This is a genomic window from Thermomonas mangrovi, from assembly GCF_028201335.1.
Lineage (GTDB): Bacteria > Pseudomonadota > Gammaproteobacteria > Xanthomonadales > Xanthomonadaceae > Thermomonas > Thermomonas mangrovi.
The window spans coordinates 432,878-451,173 of sequence record NZ_JAPEVV010000002.1 but is presented as its reverse complement, the minus strand read 5'-3'; the positions used below and the strand labels follow the sequence as shown (position 1 = coordinate 451,173).

Annotated in this window: 21 protein-coding genes; 11 read left to right on the top strand and 10 right to left on the bottom strand. The window is 71.8% G+C overall.

Features of this window, described 5'->3' with window-relative positions; genetic code table 11:
- Positions 1–42 precede the first annotated feature (42 nt).
- Positions 43–1,425, bottom strand: coding sequence for an L-serine ammonia-lyase (locus tag ON759_RS05905; RefSeq protein ID WP_271679429.1), 1,383 nt, complete (start codon positions 1,423–1,425; stop codon positions 43–45).
- A gap of 68 nt (positions 1,426–1,493) precedes the next feature.
- Here ON759_RS05905 and ON759_RS05900 point away from each other — a divergent pair, with 68 nt between their 5' ends.
- On the top strand, positions 1,494–1,724 hold the full coding sequence (locus ON759_RS05900; protein ID WP_271679428.1) for a glutaredoxin family protein: 231 nt from the start codon (positions 1,494–1,496) through the stop codon (positions 1,722–1,724).
- Positions 1,725–1,727: 3 nt separating this feature from the next.
- On the opposite strand, the gene ON759_RS05895 is transcribed toward ON759_RS05900, so the two are convergent.
- Together ON759_RS05895 and ON759_RS05890 are read right to left on the bottom strand one after the other, a co-directional pair.
- Positions 1,728–2,273 carry a YceI family protein gene (locus ON759_RS05895; RefSeq protein ID WP_271679427.1) on the bottom strand — a complete coding sequence of 182 codons (546 nt, stop codon included), beginning with the start codon at positions 2,271–2,273 and terminating at the stop codon, positions 1,728–1,730.
- Positions 2,266–2,847: a cytochrome b gene (locus ON759_RS05890; protein WP_271679426.1), complete on the bottom strand. Its 582-nt coding sequence runs from the start codon at positions 2,845–2,847 to the stop codon at positions 2,266–2,268. Before ON759_RS05890 ends, ON759_RS05895 begins: the two co-directional genes overlap by 8 nt.
- A gap of 106 nt (positions 2,848–2,953) precedes the next feature.
- On the opposite strand from ON759_RS05890, the gene ON759_RS05885 reads away from it, so the two are divergent.
- Positions 2,954–6,460: a hybrid sensor histidine kinase/response regulator gene (locus ON759_RS05885; protein ID WP_271679425.1), complete on the top strand. Its 3,507-nt coding sequence runs from the start codon at positions 2,954–2,956 to the stop codon at positions 6,458–6,460.
- A gap of 7 nt (positions 6,461–6,467) precedes the next feature.
- On the opposite strand, the gene hemE is transcribed toward ON759_RS05885, so the two are convergent.
- From hemE to ON759_RS05865, 4 genes are all read right to left on the bottom strand, one after another.
- Positions 6,468–7,523 (bottom strand): uroporphyrinogen decarboxylase, encoded by a 1,056-nt coding sequence (gene hemE / locus ON759_RS05880; protein ID WP_425608448.1) that lies wholly within the window; start codon positions 7,521–7,523, stop codon positions 6,468–6,470.
- A gap of 13 nt (positions 7,524–7,536) precedes the next feature.
- Positions 7,537–7,791, bottom strand: a complete 255-nt coding sequence (locus tag ON759_RS05875; RefSeq protein ID WP_271679424.1) for a WGR domain-containing protein — start codon at positions 7,789–7,791, stop codon at positions 7,537–7,539.
- Between the two features lie 81 nt (positions 7,792–7,872).
- Positions 7,873–8,976: a 3-dehydroquinate synthase gene (gene aroB / locus ON759_RS05870; RefSeq protein WP_271679423.1), complete on the bottom strand. Its 1,104-nt coding sequence runs from the start codon at positions 8,974–8,976 to the stop codon at positions 7,873–7,875.
- Positions 8,973–9,506 carry a shikimate kinase gene (locus ON759_RS05865; protein ID WP_271679422.1) on the bottom strand — a complete coding sequence of 178 codons (534 nt, stop codon included), beginning with the start codon at positions 9,504–9,506 and terminating at the stop codon, positions 8,973–8,975. Before ON759_RS05865 ends, aroB begins: the two co-directional genes overlap by 4 nt.
- A gap of 103 nt (positions 9,507–9,609) precedes the next feature.
- On the opposite strand from ON759_RS05865, the gene ON759_RS05860 reads away from it, so the two are divergent.
- Genes ON759_RS05860 through ON759_RS05850 form a run of 3 tightly spaced genes read left to right on the top strand, consistent with a single transcriptional unit; the run spans position 9,610 to position 11,262 of the window.
- Positions 9,610–9,813, top strand: a complete 204-nt coding sequence (locus tag ON759_RS05860) for a dodecin family protein (protein WP_271679421.1) — start codon at positions 9,610–9,612, stop codon at positions 9,811–9,813.
- A 37-nt stretch (positions 9,814–9,850) separates the two neighbouring features.
- Positions 9,851–10,447, top strand: a complete 597-nt coding sequence (pdxH, locus tag ON759_RS05855; RefSeq protein WP_271679420.1) for a pyridoxamine 5'-phosphate oxidase — start codon at positions 9,851–9,853, stop codon at positions 10,445–10,447.
- A gap of 5 nt (positions 10,448–10,452) precedes the next feature.
- The gene (locus ON759_RS05850) at positions 10,453–11,262 is read left to right on the top strand and encodes a cobalamin-binding protein (RefSeq protein WP_271679573.1); all 810 of its coding nucleotides are present in this window, start codon (positions 10,453–10,455) and stop codon (positions 11,260–11,262) included.
- Between the two features lie 12 nt (positions 11,263–11,274).
- On the opposite strand, the gene ON759_RS05845 is transcribed toward ON759_RS05850, so the two are convergent.
- The 3 genes from ON759_RS05845 to ON759_RS05835 are packed head-to-tail and all read right to left on the bottom strand — an operon-like array spanning position 11,275 to position 13,263.
- On the bottom strand, positions 11,275–11,736 hold the full coding sequence (locus tag ON759_RS05845) for a DUF4426 domain-containing protein (RefSeq protein WP_271679419.1): 462 nt from the start codon (positions 11,734–11,736) through the stop codon (positions 11,275–11,277).
- A 7-nt stretch (positions 11,737–11,743) separates the two neighbouring features.
- Positions 11,744–12,562, bottom strand: coding sequence for a pyrroline-5-carboxylate reductase (gene proC, locus ON759_RS05840; protein ID WP_271679418.1), 819 nt, complete (start codon positions 12,560–12,562; stop codon positions 11,744–11,746).
- Positions 12,559–13,263, bottom strand: coding sequence for a YggS family pyridoxal phosphate-dependent enzyme (locus ON759_RS05835; protein WP_271679417.1), 705 nt, complete (start codon positions 13,261–13,263; stop codon positions 12,559–12,561). Before ON759_RS05835 ends, proC begins: the two co-directional genes overlap by 4 nt.
- 265 nt (positions 13,264–13,528) lie before the next feature.
- Between ON759_RS05835 and ON759_RS05830 the strand changes: the two genes are divergently transcribed.
- Genes ON759_RS05830 through ON759_RS05805 form a run of 6 tightly spaced genes read left to right on the top strand, consistent with a single transcriptional unit; the run spans position 13,529 to position 18,238 of the window.
- Positions 13,529–14,566 carry a type IV pilus twitching motility protein PilT gene (locus ON759_RS05830; RefSeq protein WP_271679416.1) on the top strand — a complete coding sequence of 346 codons (1,038 nt, stop codon included), beginning with the start codon at positions 13,529–13,531 and terminating at the stop codon, positions 14,564–14,566.
- 56 nt (positions 14,567–14,622) lie between these two features.
- Entirely contained in the window at positions 14,623–15,753 is a 1,131-nt protein-coding gene (locus ON759_RS05825) for a PilT/PilU family type 4a pilus ATPase (protein WP_271679415.1), read from the top strand.
- Positions 15,754–15,791: 38 nt separating this feature from the next.
- Complete coding sequence (locus tag ON759_RS05820; RefSeq protein ID WP_271679414.1) at positions 15,792–16,361, top strand: YqgE/AlgH family protein; 570 nt, start codon at positions 15,792–15,794, stop codon at positions 16,359–16,361.
- Positions 16,358–16,837, top strand: coding sequence for a Holliday junction resolvase RuvX (gene ruvX / locus ON759_RS05815; RefSeq protein WP_271679413.1), 480 nt, complete (start codon positions 16,358–16,360; stop codon positions 16,835–16,837). The genes ON759_RS05820 and ruvX overlap by 4 nt, the downstream gene beginning before the upstream one ends.
- A 34-nt stretch (positions 16,838–16,871) precedes the next feature.
- Positions 16,872–17,819 (top strand): aspartate carbamoyltransferase catalytic subunit, encoded by a 948-nt coding sequence (locus ON759_RS05810; protein WP_271679412.1) that lies wholly within the window; start codon positions 16,872–16,874, stop codon positions 17,817–17,819.
- 35 nt (positions 17,820–17,854) lie between these two features.
- Positions 17,855–18,238: a YbjQ family protein gene (locus ON759_RS05805; RefSeq protein ID WP_271679411.1), complete on the top strand. Its 384-nt coding sequence runs from the start codon at positions 17,855–17,857 to the stop codon at positions 18,236–18,238.
- Positions 18,239–18,296 lie beyond the last annotated feature (58 nt).

Sequence of the window (18,296 nt, the reverse complement as noted above, 5' to 3'; positions counted from 1 at the left end):
GCCCGTTGGTCCTATCGGGCGGGGTCGCCGCGGAGGCGGGATTCAGCACTCGATGACGTTGACCGCCAGCCCGCCGCGGCTGGTTTCCTTGTACTTGTCCTGCATGTCGCGGCCGGTGTCGCGCATGGTCCGGATCACCTTGTCGAGGCTCACCTTGTGCTTGCCGTCGCCGCGCAGGGCCATGCGGCTGGCGTTGATCGCCTTGACCGCGCCCATCGCGTTGCGCTCGATGCACGGGATCTGCACCAGGCCGCCGATCGGGTCGCAGGTCAGGCCGAGGTTGTGCTCCATGCCGATCTCCGCGGCGTTCTCGACCTGGCCGGGCGTGCCGCCGAGCGCGGCGGTCAGGCCCGCGGCCGCCATCGAGCAGGCCACGCCGACCTCGCCCTGGCAGCCGACTTCGGCGCCGGAGATCGAGGCGTTCTCCTTGTAGAGGATGCCGACCGCGGCGGCGGTGAGCAGGAAATCGAACACGCCCTGTTCGCTGGCGCCGGGGCAGAAGCGGTCGTAGTAGTGCAGCACCGAGGGGATGATGCCGGCGGCGCCATTGGTCGGCGCGGTCACCACGCGGCCACCGGCGGCGTTTTCCTCGTTCACCGCGAGCGCGTACAGGTTGACCCAGTCGAGCACGGTCAGCGGGTCGCGCATCGCCGCCTCGGGCCGCGCCGACAACTCGGCATGCAGGGTCGGCGCGCGTCGCGACACGTGCAGGCCGCCGGGCAGGGTGCCGGTCTCGCGGATGCCGCGCGCCACGCAGGACTGCATCGCCAGCCACAGCTCGCGCAGGCCGTCGCGGATGTCGGATTCGCTGCGCCAGGCCTTCTCGTTCTCGAACATCAGCGCGGCGATCGACAGCCCGCTGCGTTCGCATTGCGCCAGCAGTTCCGCGCCGGTCTGGAAGGGCCATGCCAGCGGGGTCTCGTCGGCGACGATGCGGTCCTCGGCGGCCTCGTCGGCATTGACCACGAACCCGCCTCCGACCGAGTAGTAGTCGCGGCTGGCGATCTCGCTGCCGTCCGCCGCGTAGGCGATGAAGCGCATGCCGTTGGTGTGGAAGGGCAGCTTCTGCCGCTTGTTCATCACCAGGTCGCGCTTCTCGTCGAAGGCGATGGCATGCGCGCCGTGCAGGTGCAGGCGCTTCTCGCCGCGGATGCGGGCCAGCGCGGCGGGGATGAGGTCGGGGTCGATGTGGTTGGGCCAGTGGCCCTCCAGGCCCATCAGCACCGCCTTGTCGGTGCCGTGGCCGCGCCCGGTCAGGGCCAGCGAGCCGAACACCTCGGCGCGCACGCGCACGACGTCCTGCAGGCGCCCGGCTTCGGCCAGGTGGTGCTCGACGAAGCGCGCCGCCGCGCGCATCGGGCCGACCGTGTGCGAGGAACTCGGGCCAATGCCGATCTTGTAGAGGTCGAACGTGGAGACAGCCATGCGGCGCGGATCCAACGAAGTGGCCGGGTATTCTAGGCCGCTCCGGCGACGGCCACGGACGCGGGCGTATGGCGCTGCTGCTCTACCAACGGGACCACTGCCACCTCTGCGACCAGGCGCTCGCGGCCCTGGCCGCCGCGCGCGCGCCGGACTTCGAGAGCGTGTTCATCGACGACGACGCGGCGCTGGAAGCGCGCTACGGCCTGCGCGTGCCGGTGCTGCGCGATGCCGCCGGCGAGCGCGAGCTCGACTGGCCGTTCGACGCGGCGCGGGTGCGCGCGTTCCTCGCCGTGCGCTGAACGTCACTTCCCCGGCGCGAACACCACCCGGGTGCTGATCGCAATGGCATCCGGGAGCAGCGCGGTGTCCGCCCAGTCGCCGCCGCCCACGCCGAAGACCAGCCGCGACACCGTGGCCTTGCCGGCGAGCACCGGGCGCGCGCCCGGCGTCCAGGTGAATTCGAGGGTGACCGGCTTGCTCGTGCCGCGCAGCGACAGGCTGCCGTCGGCGGCATAGCGGTTGCCGCCGAGCGCGCGGAAGCGGGCGGCGGTGAAACGCGCCTGCGGGAACTTGGCGACGTCGAAGAACGACGCCCCGAGCAGCTCGCCGTCGTAGTCGGCATTGCCGGTGGTGGCGTCGGCCAGCGGGATGGCGACGTCGAGGCGGGCGGCGTCGAGCCGTGCCGGGTCGAACGCCAGGCGCGTGGTGAAGGCCGGGAAGCGGCCGGTGAACACCTCGCCCTGGTACTTGCCGGCGAAGGCCAGCGTCGAGCCGGGTTGCTGCACGTAGTCGGCGGCCAGCACGGGCGCGCAGGCCAGGGCGAGCAGCAGCAGGAGGGTCTTACGCATCCGGGGTCTCCTTGTCGGCCACGCGCAGCCAGCCGCGCGGCAGCATGCGGGCGAGGGTGTCGTCGCGCAGGAACAGGTGGTGGTGGATGGCGGCCGCGGCATGCGCCACCGCGACCAGCACCAAGGTCCAGAACAACCATTCGTGGACCTGCTCGGCGAGGGCGTGCAGGCCTTGGTCCTTGCCTGCGATCGCCGGCAGGTTGAACAGGCCGAACCATTGCAGCGGGAAGCCGGCGCTGGAGTTCACCACCCAGCCGCTGAGCGGGATCGCCAGCAACAGGGCGTACAGCGCGACGTGCGCGAGGGTCGCAATGCGCGCCTGCCACGGGGGCGTGCCGGCAACGTGCGCGGGTGCGCCGGTCACCGCGCGCCATGCCAGCCGCAACACCGCCAGCGCGAGGATGCTGATCCCGACCGACTTGTGCAGCGCGTAGGTGGCGATCTTGTCCGGGCCGTTGGGCATGCCGCCCATGCGCAGCCCGATCCATGCCATCAGCAGGATCAGGGCCACGACCAGCCAGTGCAGGCCGATGCTCACGCTGCCCCAGCGGGTGGCGGAATTCTTCAGTGGCATCGTGCGTGTCCCGGCTGGTGTCGCACCGGATTCTAGGCGGCGCCCCGGGCGGCCGGGTGCTTGCGTGCGCAACGCTGCGTTGTCAGCATGCCCGCGGGGAGGGGACATGCAGCATTGGCGATGGATCGCGATGGGGCTGTGGCTGGCCTGCGCCTGCGCGCTCGCCGGCGTGCCCGAACGGCCGCGTTTCCGCGTCGCCGGTCCGGCGCAAGGCCTGCCCTCGACCGAGATCAAGGCGCTGGCTCGCGATCGCGCCGGCTACCTGTGGATCGCCACGGCCGATGGCCTGGCCCGCCACGATGGCGTGGGCATGCGGGTCTGGCGGCATGTCCCCGGCGATGCCGGCAGCCTGCCCGGCAACAACATCCAGGCCCTCGCGGTGGACGCGCGCGACCGCATCTGGGTCGCGGTGGAAGGAGCCGGCATCGCCATCCTCGACCCGCAACGGCGGCGTTTCACCCGGTTGCGCAAGGACGATGGCCTGGGCAGCGACGAGGTGTGGTCGCTGGCGGTGCAGGGCGAGGCGGTCTGGGTCGGCACCTACGATGCCGGCATCACCCGCATCGATGGCGACGGGCGCATGCGACGCCAGGCGCAGCCGGAAGGCTTGCCCTCGGACACGGTACTGGCGCTGGCGGTGGACGCCGCGGGCACGGCCTGGGCGGGGACCGATGCCGGCCTCGCGCGCTGGACCGGCGCGCGCTGGGTGGTCGAATCGCTGCCCGGGGCCGATGCGCCGCCGATCGTGTATGCGCTGGTGCCGCAGGCGGATGGCCTGTGGACGGGCACCTCGCTCGGGGTCTGGCAGCAGCGGTCGGGACGTTGGGTCCAGCCGGCCTGGTCCGCCATGTTCCAGCGCCCGAATGCGTTGACCGCGATCGCCACCGATGCCGCCGGCGACCACTGGATCGGCAGCCAGCGCGGGCTGTGGCGGCAACATGGCGAGACGGTCCCGGTGCCGGTGAAACCGGGCGGCCCGGACATCCCGCGCCCGGTGATGACCCTCGTCGCGCAACCCGACGGTGCCCTGTGGGCACCGCTGGCAGGCCTCGGCCTGGGCTACCTGCGTTCCGACTGGCGCCACCTGGCGCGCTACGCAGGCGAGGGCGATGGCCTGCGCGGCGCCATGTACCGGGCCATCGCGCCGGCGCGGAATGGCGGGTTCTGGCTGGCCGGCTACAACGGCGTGGTCGAGCGCCTGCATGCGGACGGACGCATCGAACCGCTCGAAGCCGACAGCCTGGCACGCCTGTCGACCACCAAGCCGGCTGCATTGCTTGAGGATGCGACAGGCCGGCTGTGGCTCGGGCATCGCAACGGGCTGCTGCGCATCACCCCGGAGGGCGCCATCGACGAATGGCGTGCCGGCGATGCGGTCGATCCCGCGCCGGCCGGGCAGGTCGACCAACTGGCGATGGCCGCGGACGGCAGCCTCTGGCTGTCGGCCCCCGGTGGCGGCGTGCAGCAGCGCGACCCGGCGACCGGCCGGGTGTTGCGCGACATCGCCGCGGGCGAGGCCGGCGGCCTCGGGACCGCGGATATCGAAGCGCTGGTGGTCGCGGCCGACGGCGTGGCGTGGGTGGCGGGCGATGCCGGCGTCGCGGTGCTGCGGCCCGGCGCGACGCGCTTCGAGCCGGTCGCGTCGATGCGAGGTGAACGCGTGTACGCGCTGGCCTTCGACGGCCCGGACACGCTCTGGTTGCAGCGGCAATCGGGACTGGAGCGCCATCGGCGGGAGGGGAATGGCTGGCGCATGGTCGAGCGGGTCGGGCAGGCCGCCGGCATGCCGGCGGTCGCGGCGGCGGGCCTGCGCATCGATGCCCGCCATCGGCCATGGATCAGTTCGTCGCGCGGCCTGCTGCGCTGGGATCCAGCGCGCCGCCTGTTCACCCGGCAGGGCCTGCACGACGGCGCGGCCAGCGAAGAATACCTCGACCGCGCGATCGCGATGGACGCGCGCGGCGTGTTGGCGGCGGCCACCGCGGACGGCGGCGTGCTGCTGGTCGATACCGCGGCGGCCGATCCGCGTCCCGGCCTGCCGCCGCTGCGCTTCGACCGCGTGTCGGTGCGCCGCGAAGGCGACTGGCGCGACCTCGCCTGGGGCGGGTCATCGGCGCCTGCCATCACCGACCGCGAATTCCGCATCGGGGCGCGCCTGCTGGCCTTCGACGATCCGCCCGCGAACACCTACTGGTCGCGCCTGGAAGGCTTCGACCCGGGCTGGATCGCGCTGGGCGCGAGCGGCGATCGCGTCTTCACCGGCCTTGCGCCGGGCGATTACCGCTTGCGCATGCGCGCCCGCGACGCCGCCGGCAACGCCGCGCGCGAGCAGGTGCTGGCGTTCCGGGTGCCACCGCCGTGGTGGCGCACGCCGTGGGCGTGGCTGGCGTACGTCGTCGCTACGCTGGCGCTGCTGGCGTGGGCGGCGCGCGCCTACCGGCTGCGGCTCAAGCGCCGGCATGCCTGGCAGCTCGCGAAGCAGCGGCAGGCGCTCGCGGAGCAGGCCTCGGAAGCGAAGTCGCGCTTCCTCGCCACGCTCGGCCACGAGGTGCGCACGCCGATGACCGGCGTGCTGGGGATGAGCGAATTGCTGGCCGCCAGTCCGCTCGACCCGCGGCAACGGCGGCAGGTCGATGCCATCCGGCACGCCGGCGAACACCTGCTGCGGCTGGTCAACGATGCACTCGACCTCGCGCGGATCGAGGCCGGGAAGCTGGAATTGGCGAACGCCGATTTCGCCTTGCGTCCGTTGCTGGACGACGTCGCCGGGCTGATGGCGCCGCTCGCGGAGCGCAAGGGCCTGGCGTTCCGGCTGGAGGTCGCGGCGGGCGTGCCGGCGGCGCTGCATGGCGACCGCACGCGCGTGCAGCAGATCCTGCTGAACCTGGTCGGCAATGCGATCAAGTTCACCGAAACCGGCGAGGTGGCGCTGGCGGTGTCGCCGTTGGCGCCCGCCGGCCTGCGCCTGGCCGTCAGCGATACCGGGCCCGGCCTGAGCGCCGAGCAGCAGGCGCGCCTGTTCCGCCGCTTCGAGCAGGCCGACGGCGCACGCACGGCATCGCGCTACGGCGGCAGTGGCCTCGGGTTGGCGATCTCGCAGGAACTGGCGGCGGCGATGGGCGGCGCGATCGCGGTCGACAGCACGCCGGGGCGCGGCACGCGCTTCGTGGTCGAGCTGCCGTTGGCCTCCGCGTCGATCGGGGAGGACGCGGGCGAGGCCGCATCGCCGGCCGTGGCGACGCCCATGGATGGGCGCAGGCTGTTGCTGGTCGAGGACGATGCGATCGTGGCCGAGGCGATGGTCGGCCTGCTGCAGTCGCTCGGGCATCGCGTGGTGCACGTGCCGCACGGGCTGGCGGCGCTGGCCGCGATCTGCACCGAGCCCTTCGATGCCGCGCTGCTCGACCTCGACCTGCCGGGCCTGGATGGCCTGGCCTTGGCGCGGATGCTGCGTGCGCAGGGCCGCAGCCTGCCGCTGCTCGCGGTGACCGCGCGCTCGGATGCGGATGCCGAGGCGCAGGCGCGCGCGGCCGGCTTCGACGATTTCCTGCGCAAGCCGGTGACCGGCGCGATGCTGGCGCAGGCGCTGGAGGTGCTGCAGCACCCCCGGTGACGCGGCCTCAGCGCCGGCTGTAGGCGTGCACTTCGTCGACCAGCGCGGCCACGTGCTCCGGGTTCATGTCCGGCGACAGCCCGTGGCCGAGGTTGAACACGTGCCCGTCGCGGGAACCGCCGTTGCCCGCAGCGTAGCTGTCGAGGGTGGCTCGCACCTGCGCGCGGACGGCGTCGGGATTGCCGTACAGCATCGCCGGGTCGAGGTTGCCCTGCAGGGCCACGCGGCCCTGGTTGCGGCGCGCCGCATCCTCCAGGGTGACCGTCCAGTCCACGCCGATCGCATCCGCGCCGCTGGCGAACAGGTCGTCCAGGTGCGGGGCGTTGCCCTTGCCGAACAGGATCACCGGCACGTCGGCGGTCTTGAGCTCGCGCGCGATGCGGGCGAGGTAGGGCAGCGAGAACTCGCGGTACATCGCCGGCGAGAGCACCCCGCCCCAGGTGTCGAACACCTGCAGCGCCTGCGCGCCGGCCGCGCGCTGGGCGGCGAGGTAGGCGATCACCGCGTCGGTCACCGTGGACAGCAACTGGTGCATGGCCGCCGGTTCGTTGAGCGCCAGCGCCTTGACCCGGCCCCAGTCCTTGCTGCCGCCGCCTTCGACCATGTAGCAGGCCAGCGTCCACGGGCTGCCGGAGAAGCCGATCAGCGGCACGCTGCCGTCCAGCTCGCGGCGGATCGTGCGCACCGCGTCCATCACGTAGCGCAGGTCGGTTTCCATGTCCGGCACGGCCAGCCTGGCGATGTCCGCCGGGCTACGCAGCGGACGCTCGAACTTCGGGCCCTCGCCTTCGACGAAGTAAAGGCCCAGGCCCATCGCGTCGGGCACGGTGAGGATGTCGGAGAACAGGATCGCCGCATCCAGCGGGAACCGGCGCAACGGCTGCAGGGTGACCTCGCAGGCGATGTCCGGCGTCTTGGCCATGGCCAGGAAGCTGCCCGCCGCCTTGCGCGTCGCGCGGTACTCCGGCAGGTAGCGGCCGGCCTGGCGCATGAGCCACACCGGGGTGCAGTCGACGGGGTCGCGGCGGAGCGCACGCAGGAAGCGATTGTTCTTCAGGGTCACGTGGGGATTCCGGTCAGCGGGGGGCGTCCGCGCCCTGCGCGAACATCAGTTGGAAGCCGCGCTTGAGCTGCGCGTCGCGTGCCGCTTCCAGCGCGGCGATCGCGCTGGCCTGGTCGGCGAAGAGGTCCTTGCGCAAGGTGCTGCGTCCGCCGATCTGCCCGGTTTCGCGCAGCAGCGTCCAGCCGCCCAGCAGGTCGGGCTGGAGCTGGAGCTGGACGAAGCGCGGGGCCTCGCGGCCCTCGGGGCGTTGTTGCAGCAGCAGGCGCATCCCGCAATTGTAGCCGGGCCGCGGGACTTGCTCCCTCCCTTGCGCCGCAGGGGGACGCTGGGGGAGGGGGCTCGCTTGCGGCTATCGCAGCACGGCCAGCACCGCTGCCTCGTCGATGTCGGCCACCACCCGCGCGCGCCCGGCGCCGTCCCAGAGCACGAAGCGCAAGCCGCTGGCCTGCGCCTTCTTGTCCAGGCGCATGCGCGCGACCAGCGCGCCGGCTTCCAGCCCCTCCGGCAGCGCCGTCGGCAGGCCGAAGCGCGCGAGCAGCGTCCGCAGGCGATCGCCATCGCCGGCCTCCGCCAGGCCGAGCGCGGTCGACAGCCGCGCCGCCAGCACCATGCCGACCGCCACCGCTTCGCCGTGGTTGAGGCCGTGGCCGTAGCCGCCGCTTCCGGCGGCCTGCTCGGCTTCGATGGCATGGCCGAAGGTGTGGCCGAAATTGAGCAGGGCGCGCTCGCCGCGTTCGAACGGGTCGCGTTCGACGATCGCGGCCTTGTGCGCGCAGCTGCGGGCGATGGCCTGCGCGAGCAGGGCGTCGTCGCCGGCCAGCAGGCCGTCCGCTTGCGCTTCCAGCCAGTCGAGGAAGGGCGCGTCGACGATCGCGCCGTACTTGACGACTTCGGCGAAGCCGGCGCGCAGCTCGCGCGGCGGCAGGCTGCGCAGGGTGCCGATGTCGGCGATCACCGCGCGCGGCGGGTGGAAGGCGCCGACCAGGTTCTTGCCCTGCGGGATGTCCACCGCGGTCTTCCCGCCGACCGAGGAATCCACCATCGCCAGCAGGGTGGTGGGCAGTTGCACCACGTCGATGCCGCGCATCCAGCACGCCGCCGCGAACCCCGCGAGGTCGCCGACCACGCCGCCGCCGAGCGCGAACACGCAGGCATCGCGGGTGGCGCCGAGCCCGGCCAGGGCATCGAGCGCGGCGGCGAAGTTGCCCAGGGTCTTCTCGCCCTCGCCGGGCGGGATCACCAGCCGGCCCAGGCGCAGGTCGGGGCGCGCGGCGCGCAGGGCGGCCTCGACCCGGTGCAGGTACAGCGGGGCGACGTTGCCGTCGCTGGCGACCAGCGCATGCCGCCCGCGCAGGCATTCGGCCAGCAGCGCCGGCGCCTTCAGCAGGCCGGGGCCGATGGCGATGCGATACGGTGCGGCACCGCCGACCTCGACGTACTGGATGGCGCTCATGCGGGCAGGTCCTCGCGGGTCGCCAGTCGTGCCGCGAGCGCATCCGCGGCGGCCTCCGGCGACAGGCTGCTGGTGTCGAACACGAGGTCGGCGACCTCGCGGTACAGCGGTTCGCGAGACGCCTGCAACGCGGCCAGGCGCGCGCCGGCGTCGGCATCTCGCAACAACGGGCGGGTGTCGTCGCCGGACAGGCGGGCGAGTTGCACGGCGGGCTGCACGGCCAGGTACACCACGGTGCCCGCGGCGCGCATCGCCGCGCGGTTCGCCTCGGCCAGCACCGCACCGCCACCGGTGGCGATGACCGCGGGTGCGGCGGCCAGCAGGTCGCCCAGCACCCGCGCTTCGCGCGTGCGGAAGCCGGCTTCGCCTTCGCTGTCGAACAGGGCATTGATGGTGCAGCCGGCCGCGGCCTCGATGGCGGCATCGACGTCCACGAAGGGGCGTTCCATCCGCAGCGCGAGCAGGCGGCCGAGGTGCGACTTACCGGCCCCCATCGGGCCGACCAGGACGATGTGGCGGGCATGGCGCATCGCAGCATCCTACAGCCCGCGACCGGCCACTGCGCGGGCTTAACCCGCGGCGCGCGACGCTCTCGGGGCCGGCGCTCCGTCCGGTGCAGACAAGGGAACCGCCATGTCCGTCGCCAAGGTCATCGAACTCAATGCCTCCTCCACCACCAGCATGGAGGACGCGGTCAAGCACGGCCTCAAGAAATGCGCCGAATCGGTGAAGGGCATCAAGGGCGCGTGGGTCAACGAAATCAAGGTCGTCACCGACGATGCCGGCAACGTGCAGGAGTGGCGGGTCAACCTTCGGGTGACGTTCGTCGTGCAATGAGCGTGCAGCGGCCGTCCATGCGCGCGACAATGCGCGCATGGACACGCTGCCCGCCGATCTCCTCGCCACCTTCGACGCCCTGTTCGCGGAGGCCGTCGCGGCCGGCGAGCCCGACCCCACCGCGATGGCGCTGGCCACCGCCGACGCGGGGGGCAGGCCGTCGGTGCGGATGGTGCTGCTGAAGGCGCACGGCCCCGACGGCTTCGTGTTCTACACGCATGTCGAGGGCCGCAAGGGCCGCGAACTCGCTGCCAACCCGCGCGCCAGCCTGCTGTTCTTCTGGCCGCGCGTGCGCAATGCCGTGCAGGTGCGCATCGAAGGGACGGTGTCGGCCGTCGACGACGCCGAAGCGGATGCCTATTTCGCCAGTCGACCGCGCGAGAGCCAGCTCGGCGCGTGGGCGTCCCGGCAATCGCAGACGCTGCCCGACCGCGCGACGTTCGACCAACGCTACGCCGAGGCCGAGGCGCGCTTCGCCGGCAGCGACGTGCCGCGACCGCCGGGCTGGACCGGCTTCCGGGTCGCGCCCGACGCGGTGGAGTTCTGGTACGGCGCGCAGTTCCGCCTGCACGAGCGCGACCTGCACGAGCGCGACGCCGACGGCCGCTGGTCGCGGCGGATGCTGTACCCGTGAGCGCGATGGCGATCGGCCCGCGCCGCATCGTCTGCCTGACCGAGGAACCCACCGAAGTCCTGTACGCGCTCGGCGAACAGGACCGCATCGTCGGCATCAGCGGGTTCACCGTGCGCCCGCCGATCGCCCGCAAGGACAAGCCGAAGGTCAGCGCGTTCACGTCGGCGAAGATCGGCGAGATCCTCAAGCTCGAGCCGGACTTCGTGATCGGTTTCTCCGACATCCAGGCCGACATCGCCGCCGACCTCGTGCGCCGCGGCGTCGAGGTCTGGATCAGCAACCACCGCAGCGTGGCCGGCATCCTCGACTACATCCGCAGGCTGGGCGCGCTGGTCGGCGCCGCCGACAAGGCCCATGCCTATGCGGACGGCCTGCAGCGCGGGCTTGCGGCGATCGAACGCGAGGCGGCCGCGCTGCCGCGGCGTCCGAAGGTCTATTTCGAGGAATGGGACGAACCGCCGATCACCGGCATCCGCTGGGTGGCGGAACTCATCCGCATCGCCGGTGGCGACGACATCTTCCCGGAGCGCGCGCTGGAGCCGCTGGCGAAGGCGCGCATCCTCGAGGATCCCGACGAGGTGATCCGCCGCGCGCCGGACATCATCCTCGGCAGCTGGTGCGGCAAGAAATTCCGGCCGGAGAAGGTTGCCGCGCGCCCCGGCTGGCATGCGATCCCCGCCGTGCGCAACGGACACCTCCACGAGGTCAAGTCGCCGGTCATCCTGCAGCCGGGGCCGGCGGCCCTGACCGAGGGCGTGGCCGAGATCGCGCGATGGGTCCGCGCCTGGGCGCAGGGCGCGCCGCCGCAGCGCTGAACGCGGCGGCGCTCAGCGCGGCTGGACGTCGGCGGTGGTGGTCATCTCCGCGCGCGATCCGCCGCGGGTGGCGCTGAGCCGGAACTGCACGCTGGCCGGCGCCTTGGCGCGGACCTCGCCGATGTAGTCGACGAGCTCGCCGGTACGGATCTCCCGCAGTGCGAGCGGCGCGGGCGGATCCGGCAGCACGGTCGCGGTGGCCTGCAGGGCGAGGTCGCCGGGCGCGAGCGCGTTGCCGTCGGCGTCGCGTACGGTCACCAGCAGCAAGGCGCCCTCGCTGCCGGTGGCGATGCCGTAGCGGGTCGCCACCGCGGGCGTGAGGTCGGCGAGGGCGATGGTGGAGGCTTGCAGGGTCGCGCCGCCGACGGTCACGGCCTGGCTGCTCGTGGCCATTGGCGCGGCCGCGCGCACGGGTTGGCCGCGGTCGCAGGCGGCGAGGGCGAACGGCAGCAGGAGCAGCAGGGGCAGGCGCATGCGGGCCTCAGTCGTTGTCGGCGGACAGTTCCATCCCGCGTACGCGCGCGGCGTGCACGGCGGATGCGACCAGGGTGCGGAAGCCGCCGGCTTCGAAGGCGTCGAGCGCGGCCTGGGTGGTGCCGTTCGGCGAGGTGACGCGGCGACGCAGTTCGCCGGCATCGACGCTGGATTCGGTGAGCATGCGGGCGGCGCCGAGCACGGTCTGCAGCGCCAGCGTGCGCGCGGCCTCCGGCGGCAGGCCTTCGGCGATCCCGGCATCGATCATCGCCTCCGCCAGCAGGAACACGTAGGCGGGCCCGCTTCCGGACACCGCGGTGACCGCGTCCATCTGCGCCTCGTCCTCGATCCACACGGTTTCGCCGGCTGCCGCCAGCAGGGTTTCGGCCAGCTCGCGGCCGGCGCCGTCGACGCGCGCGGTGGCGTGCAGCCCGGTCACCCCGGCGCCCAGCAGGGCCGGCGTGTTCGGCATCGTGCGCACCACCGGCAACGCCCCGCCGAGCCAGCGCTCGACCTGCGCGGCGGTGATGCCGGCGGCGATCGAGACCACCAGCGGGCGGCTGGCCTGTGCCTGCGCGGCCAGTCCCTCGCAGACCGCGCGCAGCACCTGCGGCTTGGTCGCCAGCACCCAGGTCGCGGCATCCCGCACGGCCTCGGCGCCGTCGTCGAACACCAGGACACCGAAGTCGTGGCGCAGGGCATCGCGCAGCGGCGGGACCGGTTCGGCCACGCGGATGCTGGCCGGGTCGCGCCCGCGCGCCACCAGCCCGCCGACCAGGCTGCGTGCCATGTTGCCGCCGCCGATGAAGGCGATCGCGTCGTTCATGCCGTGGATTCCTCGTGCTTGGATGGGCGTGGCCCGAACAGGGCGCTGCCGATGCGGACCATGGTCGCACCTTCCGCGATCGCCTCGGCGAAGTCCTCGCTCATGCCCATCGAGAGGGTGTCGATGCCGGGATGGCGATCCTGCAGGTCCGCGAACAGGCGGGCCATCGCGCGGAATGCGGCGCGGCGGCGTGCCGGGTCTTCATGCGGCGCCGGGATCGCCATCAACCCGCGCAGCCGCAGCCGCGGTTCGGCGGCGACGGCGTCGGCGAGCGCATCGACGTCCATCGGCGTGCAGCCGTGCTTGCTGGCCTCGTCGTCGATGTTGACCTGGATGAGGACGTCCAGCGGCGGCGCCTCGGCGGGGCGGTGCCTGGCCAACGCGGCGAGCAGCCTGGGGCGGTCCACCGACTGCACCCAGTCGAACGCGAGGGCGGCGTCCTTCGCCTTGTTCGACTGCAGGTGGCCGATCAGGTGCCACTCCAGCCCACGTCCGCGCAGTGCGTCGATCTTGGGCAGGGCCTCCTGCACGTAGTTCTCGCCGAACGCCACCTGACCGGCGTCGGCGAGCGCCGCGACCTCGGACGGGGTGCGCGTCTTCGAGACCGCCAGCAGCCTGGTGGCGCGTGGCCGGCCGGCGGCGGCCGCCGCGTTTTCGATGGCAAGCAGGAGCTCGGCAAGCGCGTCGTGGCGTGGCGTCATGCGGCGATTGTCGGCGACTGCGGGAGGCATATACTGCCCTTGGCCCCCTGTTTCGCGACAGCGGGCTCGAGGGCGCTGCAGGGATGCTGCGCCCGCCGGACCCCGCCGCGCATGCGTCTGGGTGCTGGCACGCGGGTACGGGGCCGTTCCGCACGGGGTGGCCCCGGGACTCGAAGCGTCGCGACGGGGCTGGAGCGCCCCGGTGCGGTTACGACGACACGCGCGTCCCGGGGAGACGGGCCGCACCCAGGGGAGCAGTGCCACCATGGATATCGCAGAACTGCTGGCGTTCTCGGTCAAGAACAAAGCGTCCGACCTGCACCTGTCGGCGGGGTTGCCGCCGATGATCCGCGTCGACGGCGACGTGCGCCGCATCAACATCCCGGCGTTCGACCACAAGCAGGTGCATGCGCTGGTCTACGACATCATGTCGGACAAGCAGCGCCGCGACTACGAGGAATTCCTCGAGGTCGACTTCAGCTTCGAGATCCCCGGCCTGGCGCGCTTCCGCGTCAACGCGTTCAACCAGAACCGCGGCGCCGGCGCGGTGTTCCGCACCATTCCCTCCGAAGTCCTCACGCTCGAGGACCTCGGTTGCCCGCGCATCTTCAAGGAACTGATCGACCAGCCGCAGGGCCTGATCCTGGTCACCGGCCCGACCGGCTCCGGCAAGTCCACCACGTTGGCGGCGATGCTCGACCACATCAACAAGTCGGAGTACGCCCACATCCTCTCGGTCGAGGACCCGATCGAGTTCGTGCATACCTCGCAGAAGTGCCTGATCAACCAGCGCGAGGTGCACCGCGATACCCACGGCTTCAACGAGGCCTTGCGCAGCGCGCTGCGCGAGGACCCGGACTACATCCTGGTCGGCGAAATGCGCGACATCGAGACGATCCGACTGGCATTGACCGCCGCGGAGACCGGCCACCTGGTGTTCGCGACCCTGCACACCTCGTCCGCGGCCAAGACCATCGACCGCATCATCGACGTGTTCCCCGCCGGCGAGAAGCCGATGGTGCGTTCGATGCTGTCCGAGTCGCTGCGCGCGGTGATCTCGCAGGCGCTGCTGAAGAAGGTCGGTGGCGGGCGCACCGCGGCCTGGGAAATCATGGTTGGCACCCCGGCGATCCGCAACCTGATCCGCGAGGACAAGGTGGCGCAGATGTACTCGGCCATCCAGACCGGCCAGAACGCGGGCATGCAGACCCTCGACCAGCACCTGCAGGACCTGGTCAAGCGCGGCATGGTCAGCCGCCAGCAGGCCCGCGAGTACGCCAAGGACAAGCGACTGTTCGAGTGAACGGGGCGCCGCCCGTCCGCCGCGATCCCCCGCACGGCGCCCATCGGAGTTGACACATGAGCAGCATCGATTTCACCTCGTTCCTCAAGCTGATGGCGCACCAGAAGGCGTCGGACCTGTTCATCACCGCCGGGATGCCGCCGGCGATGAAGGTCAACGGCAAGATCAGCCCGATCACCCAGGCCCCGCTCACGCCGCAGCAGTCGCGCGACCTCGTGCTCAACGTGATGACGCCCTCGCAGCGCGAGGAGTTCGAGAAGACCCACGAGTGCAATTTCGCGATCGGCGTCTCCGGCGTCGGTCGCTTCCGCGTGTCGTGCTTCTACCAGCGCAACCAGGTCGGCATGGTGCTGCGCCGGATCGAGACGCGCATCCCGACGGTGGAGGAGCTCAACCTGCCGCCGATCATCAAGTCGCTGGCGATGACCAAGCGCGGGATCATCATCTTCGTGGGCGCCACCGGCACCGGCAAGTCGACCTCGCTTGCGGCGATGATCGGCTACCGCAACCAGAACTCGACCGGCCACATCATCACCATCGAGGACCCGATCGAGTTCGTGCACAAGCACGAGGGCTGCATCATCACCCAGCGCGAGGTCGGCATCGACACCGACAGCTGGGAGAACGCGCTGAAGAACACGCTGCGCCAGGCGCCAGACGTGATCATGATCGGCGAGGTACGCACCCGCGAGGGCATGGACCACGCGATCGCGTTCGCCGAGACCGGCCACCTGGTGCTGTGCACCCTGCATGCGAACAACGCCAACCAGGCGATGGACCGCATCATCAACTTCTTCCCCGAGGACCGGCGCAACCAGCTGCTGATGGACCTCTCGCTCAACCTCAAGGGCGTGGTCGCGCAGCAACTGATCCCAACCCCGGACGGGAAGGCGCGCCGCGTGGCGATGGAGATCCTGCTGGGCACCCCGCTGGTGCAGGACTACATCCGCGACGGCGAGATCCACAAGCTCAAGGACGTGATGAAGGAATCCGTCCAGCTCGGGATGAAGACCTTCGACCAGAGCCTGTTCGAGCTGTACCAGGCCGGCGAGATCGGCTACGAGGATGCGTTGCGCTACGCGGATTCCGCCAACGAGGTGCGCCTGCGCATCAAGTTGGCCCGGGGCGGCGATGCCGCCACCCTGGCCCAGGGCTTGGACGGGGTCGAGGTGGCGGAGGCGCGCTGAGCGGTCGCGTCGTCGCGCGCAGCCGCTAGAATCGGGGCATGTCGCCCCCCGTCGCCTCGTCGCTCGCCAATCGCCTGCTGGTCGCGTTGCCGGCCCTGCACGACCCCAATTTCGCGCGCAGCGTGACCCTGCTGTGCCAGCACGATGGCGACGGCGCGATGGGCGTGGTCGTCAACCGGGTCTCCGAGTACACCCTCGGCGAAGTCTTCCGGCAGATGGGCATCGCCAGCGACGACGAGGCGTTGCAGGCGCGTGCGGTGCTCGCCGGCGGCCCGGTGCATCCCGAGCGCGGCTTCGTGATCCACGACGGCGACGGCGAATGGGATTCCTCGCTGGAGATCGGCGACGGCCTGCGGCTGACCACCTCGCGCGACGTGCTGGAGGCGATGGCGCGCGGCGAAGGCCCGGCGCAGGCGACGGTCGCGCTGGGTTGCGCGGGGTGGGGTGGCGGGCAACTGGAACAGGAGCTGGTGGAGGACAGCTGGCTGCTGGTTCCGGTCGCGCCGGCGATCCTGTTCGACCTGCCGCTGGAGCAGCGCTGGCAGGCCGCGGCGGGCAGCATCGGCGTCGACCTGGTCAACGTCGCCAGCCACAGCGGGCACGCATGAGCGAAGCCGCAGCCTCGCGCCCCGCGATCCGCGCGGATGGCACCGTGCTCGGTTTCGATGCCGGCCAGCGCCGCATCGGGGTGGCGGTGGGCAGCGCCTTCGGCGCCGGCGCGCGGCCGGTGGCGGTGGTCGACGTACATGGCGGCGGTCCCGACTGGCGGCAGGTCGAGCGCCTGGTCCGCGAATGGCGCCCGGATGGCCTGGTGGTCGGCGATCCGATGACCCTCGATGGCGGGGACCAGCCGATCCGCCGCTTCGCGCAGGGCTTCGCCCGCGAGCTGGCGGCGCGTTTCCGCCTGCCGGTGGTGATGGTCGACGAGCGCAACAGCTCGCAGGAGGCGGCGCGCCGCTTTGCGGCGGAGCGCGCGGAAGGACGCCGCAAGCGACGCGATGCCGAGCTGCTGGACGCGGTCGCTGCCGCGGTGATCGTCGAGCGCTGGCTGTCCTCGCCCGGGGACGCGGTCGCGATCGGGTGATCGCGGCGCGGGTTTTGGCGGACAATAGCGCGCCATGACCGACCTCCAGACCGACGCCGAAGGCCGCCTACGCCACTTGCTGAGCCTGGAGGGGCTGCCGCGTCCCGAGCTGGAGCGGCTGCTCGAACGCGCGCAACGACTGACCGCCGATGCCCATGGCGGCACGGCGCAGCGCGGCGTGCTGGCCGGCAAGGCGGTCTGCACGTTGTTCTTCGAGCCGTCCACGCGCACCCGCTCGAGCTTCTCGCTGGCGGCGCAGCGGTTGGGCGCCGACCTGCTGAATTTCGATGCATCGACCGCGTCCACCACCAAGGGCGAGGCCGACCTCGATACCCTGAAGACGCTGGAAGCGATGGGCGTGCATGCCTTCGTGGTCCGCCACAAGCGCGACGGCGCTGTGGCCGAACTCGCCGCGGCGGCCGAGCCGGGCACGGTCCTGCTCAATGCCGGCGATGGCCGCAGCAACCACCCGACCCAGGGGCTGCTGGACATGCTGACCCTGCGCCAGGCCAAGGGCGCGGATTTCTCGCGGCTGAAGGTCGCGATCGTCGGCGACGTGAAGCACTCGCGGGTCGCGCGCTCGGACCTGCATGCCCTGCGCACGCTCGGCTGCGGCGAGATCCGCGTATGCGGGCCGGCGTCGCTGCTGCCCGACGACGACACCTTGCGCGGCTGCACGGTCACCGACGACCTGGATGCGGCGCTCGACGGCGTGGATGCGGCGATGATGCTGCGCCTGCAGCGCGAACGCATGGCCGAAGGGCTGGTGGCGTCGATCGAGGACTACCACCGCGACTACGGATTGACCGACTCCCGCCTCGCGCGCGCCGCGCCCGACGCGATCGTCATGCATCCGGGGCCGATGAACCGGGGCGTCGAGATCACCGACGCGGTGGCGGACGGCCCGCAGTCGCGGGTGCTGCGCCAGGTCGCGAACGGCGTCGCGGTGCGGATGGCGGTACTGGAAGCGCTGCTGGGCTGAACGCCGTCCTTGGGGGATTCCATGCGGGGGACGCGATGACCGATCCGTACAACTCCAGCCCGACCATGCCTGCGGAAATGCCGGTCATCGGCGATGCCATGGTAACGACCGCGCAAGCATTGCCCGGACTCCGCGTCGTGCGCAGTCTCGGCCTCGTGCGGGGCATCACCGTCCGCTCGCGCTCCATCGTCGGCAATATCTTTGGCGGGCTGCAGTCCCTGTTCGGCGGCAACATCACGATCTACACGGAGCTTTGCGAGCAGGCGCGCGACGAGACCTACCGCGACATGGTGCGACACGCGCGCGGACTCGGTGCCAATGCCATCATCGCGGTGCGCTACGACGCCACCGAGCTGATGGCGGGTCTCACCGAAGTGCTGTGCTACGGCACGGCCGTGGTGGTGGAACGAGACGACTGACAGCGCGCCCGCACCGCGGCCATGGGCCGCCTGCGGTGCATTGCGTGCGTCACTTGGA

Excerpts from the sequence above, each read along its gene's own strand:
- ON759_RS05905 (WP_271679429.1), bottom strand. The coding sequence starts at position 1,425 with ATGGCTGTCTCCACGTTCGACCTCTACAAGATCGGCATTGGCCCGAGT.
- ON759_RS05900 (WP_271679428.1), top strand. The coding sequence starts at position 1,494 with ATGGCGCTGCTGCTCTACCAACGGGACCACTGCCACCTCTGCGACCAG.
- ON759_RS05895 (WP_271679427.1), bottom strand. The coding sequence starts at position 2,273 with ATGCGTAAGACCCTCCTGCTGCTGCTCGCCCTGGCCTGCGCGCCCGTG.
- ON759_RS05890 (WP_271679426.1), bottom strand. The coding sequence starts at position 2,847 with ATGCCACTGAAGAATTCCGCCACCCGCTGGGGCAGCGTGAGCATCGGC.
- ON759_RS05885 (WP_271679425.1), top strand. The coding sequence starts at position 2,954 with ATGCAGCATTGGCGATGGATCGCGATGGGGCTGTGGCTGGCCTGCGCC.
- ON759_RS05875 (WP_271679424.1), bottom strand. The coding sequence starts at position 7,791 with ATGCGCCTGCTGCTGCAACAACGCCCCGAGGGCCGCGAGGCCCCGCGC.
- aroB (WP_271679423.1), bottom strand. The coding sequence starts at position 8,976 with ATGAGCGCCATCCAGTACGTCGAGGTCGGCGGTGCCGCACCGTATCGC.
- ON759_RS05865 (WP_271679422.1), bottom strand. The coding sequence starts at position 9,506 with ATGCGCCATGCCCGCCACATCGTCCTGGTCGGCCCGATGGGGGCCGGT.
- ON759_RS05860 (WP_271679421.1), top strand. The coding sequence starts at position 9,610 with ATGTCCGTCGCCAAGGTCATCGAACTCAATGCCTCCTCCACCACCAGC.
- pdxH (WP_271679420.1), top strand. The coding sequence starts at position 9,851 with ATGGACACGCTGCCCGCCGATCTCCTCGCCACCTTCGACGCCCTGTTC.
- ON759_RS05850 (WP_271679573.1), top strand. The coding sequence starts at position 10,453 with ATGGCGATCGGCCCGCGCCGCATCGTCTGCCTGACCGAGGAACCCACC.
- ON759_RS05845 (WP_271679419.1), bottom strand. The coding sequence starts at position 11,736 with ATGCGCCTGCCCCTGCTGCTCCTGCTGCCGTTCGCCCTCGCCGCCTGC.
- proC (WP_271679418.1), bottom strand. The coding sequence starts at position 12,562 with ATGAACGACGCGATCGCCTTCATCGGCGGCGGCAACATGGCACGCAGC.
- ON759_RS05835 (WP_271679417.1), bottom strand. The coding sequence starts at position 13,263 with ATGACGCCACGCCACGACGCGCTTGCCGAGCTCCTGCTTGCCATCGAA.
- ON759_RS05830 (WP_271679416.1), top strand. The coding sequence starts at position 13,529 with ATGGATATCGCAGAACTGCTGGCGTTCTCGGTCAAGAACAAAGCGTCC.
- ON759_RS05825 (WP_271679415.1), top strand. The coding sequence starts at position 14,623 with ATGAGCAGCATCGATTTCACCTCGTTCCTCAAGCTGATGGCGCACCAG.
- ON759_RS05820 (WP_271679414.1), top strand. The coding sequence starts at position 15,792 with ATGTCGCCCCCCGTCGCCTCGTCGCTCGCCAATCGCCTGCTGGTCGCG.
- ruvX (WP_271679413.1), top strand. The coding sequence starts at position 16,358 with ATGAGCGAAGCCGCAGCCTCGCGCCCCGCGATCCGCGCGGATGGCACC.
- ON759_RS05810 (WP_271679412.1), top strand. The coding sequence starts at position 16,872 with ATGACCGACCTCCAGACCGACGCCGAAGGCCGCCTACGCCACTTGCTG.
- ON759_RS05805 (WP_271679411.1), top strand. The coding sequence starts at position 17,855 with ATGACCGATCCGTACAACTCCAGCCCGACCATGCCTGCGGAAATGCCG.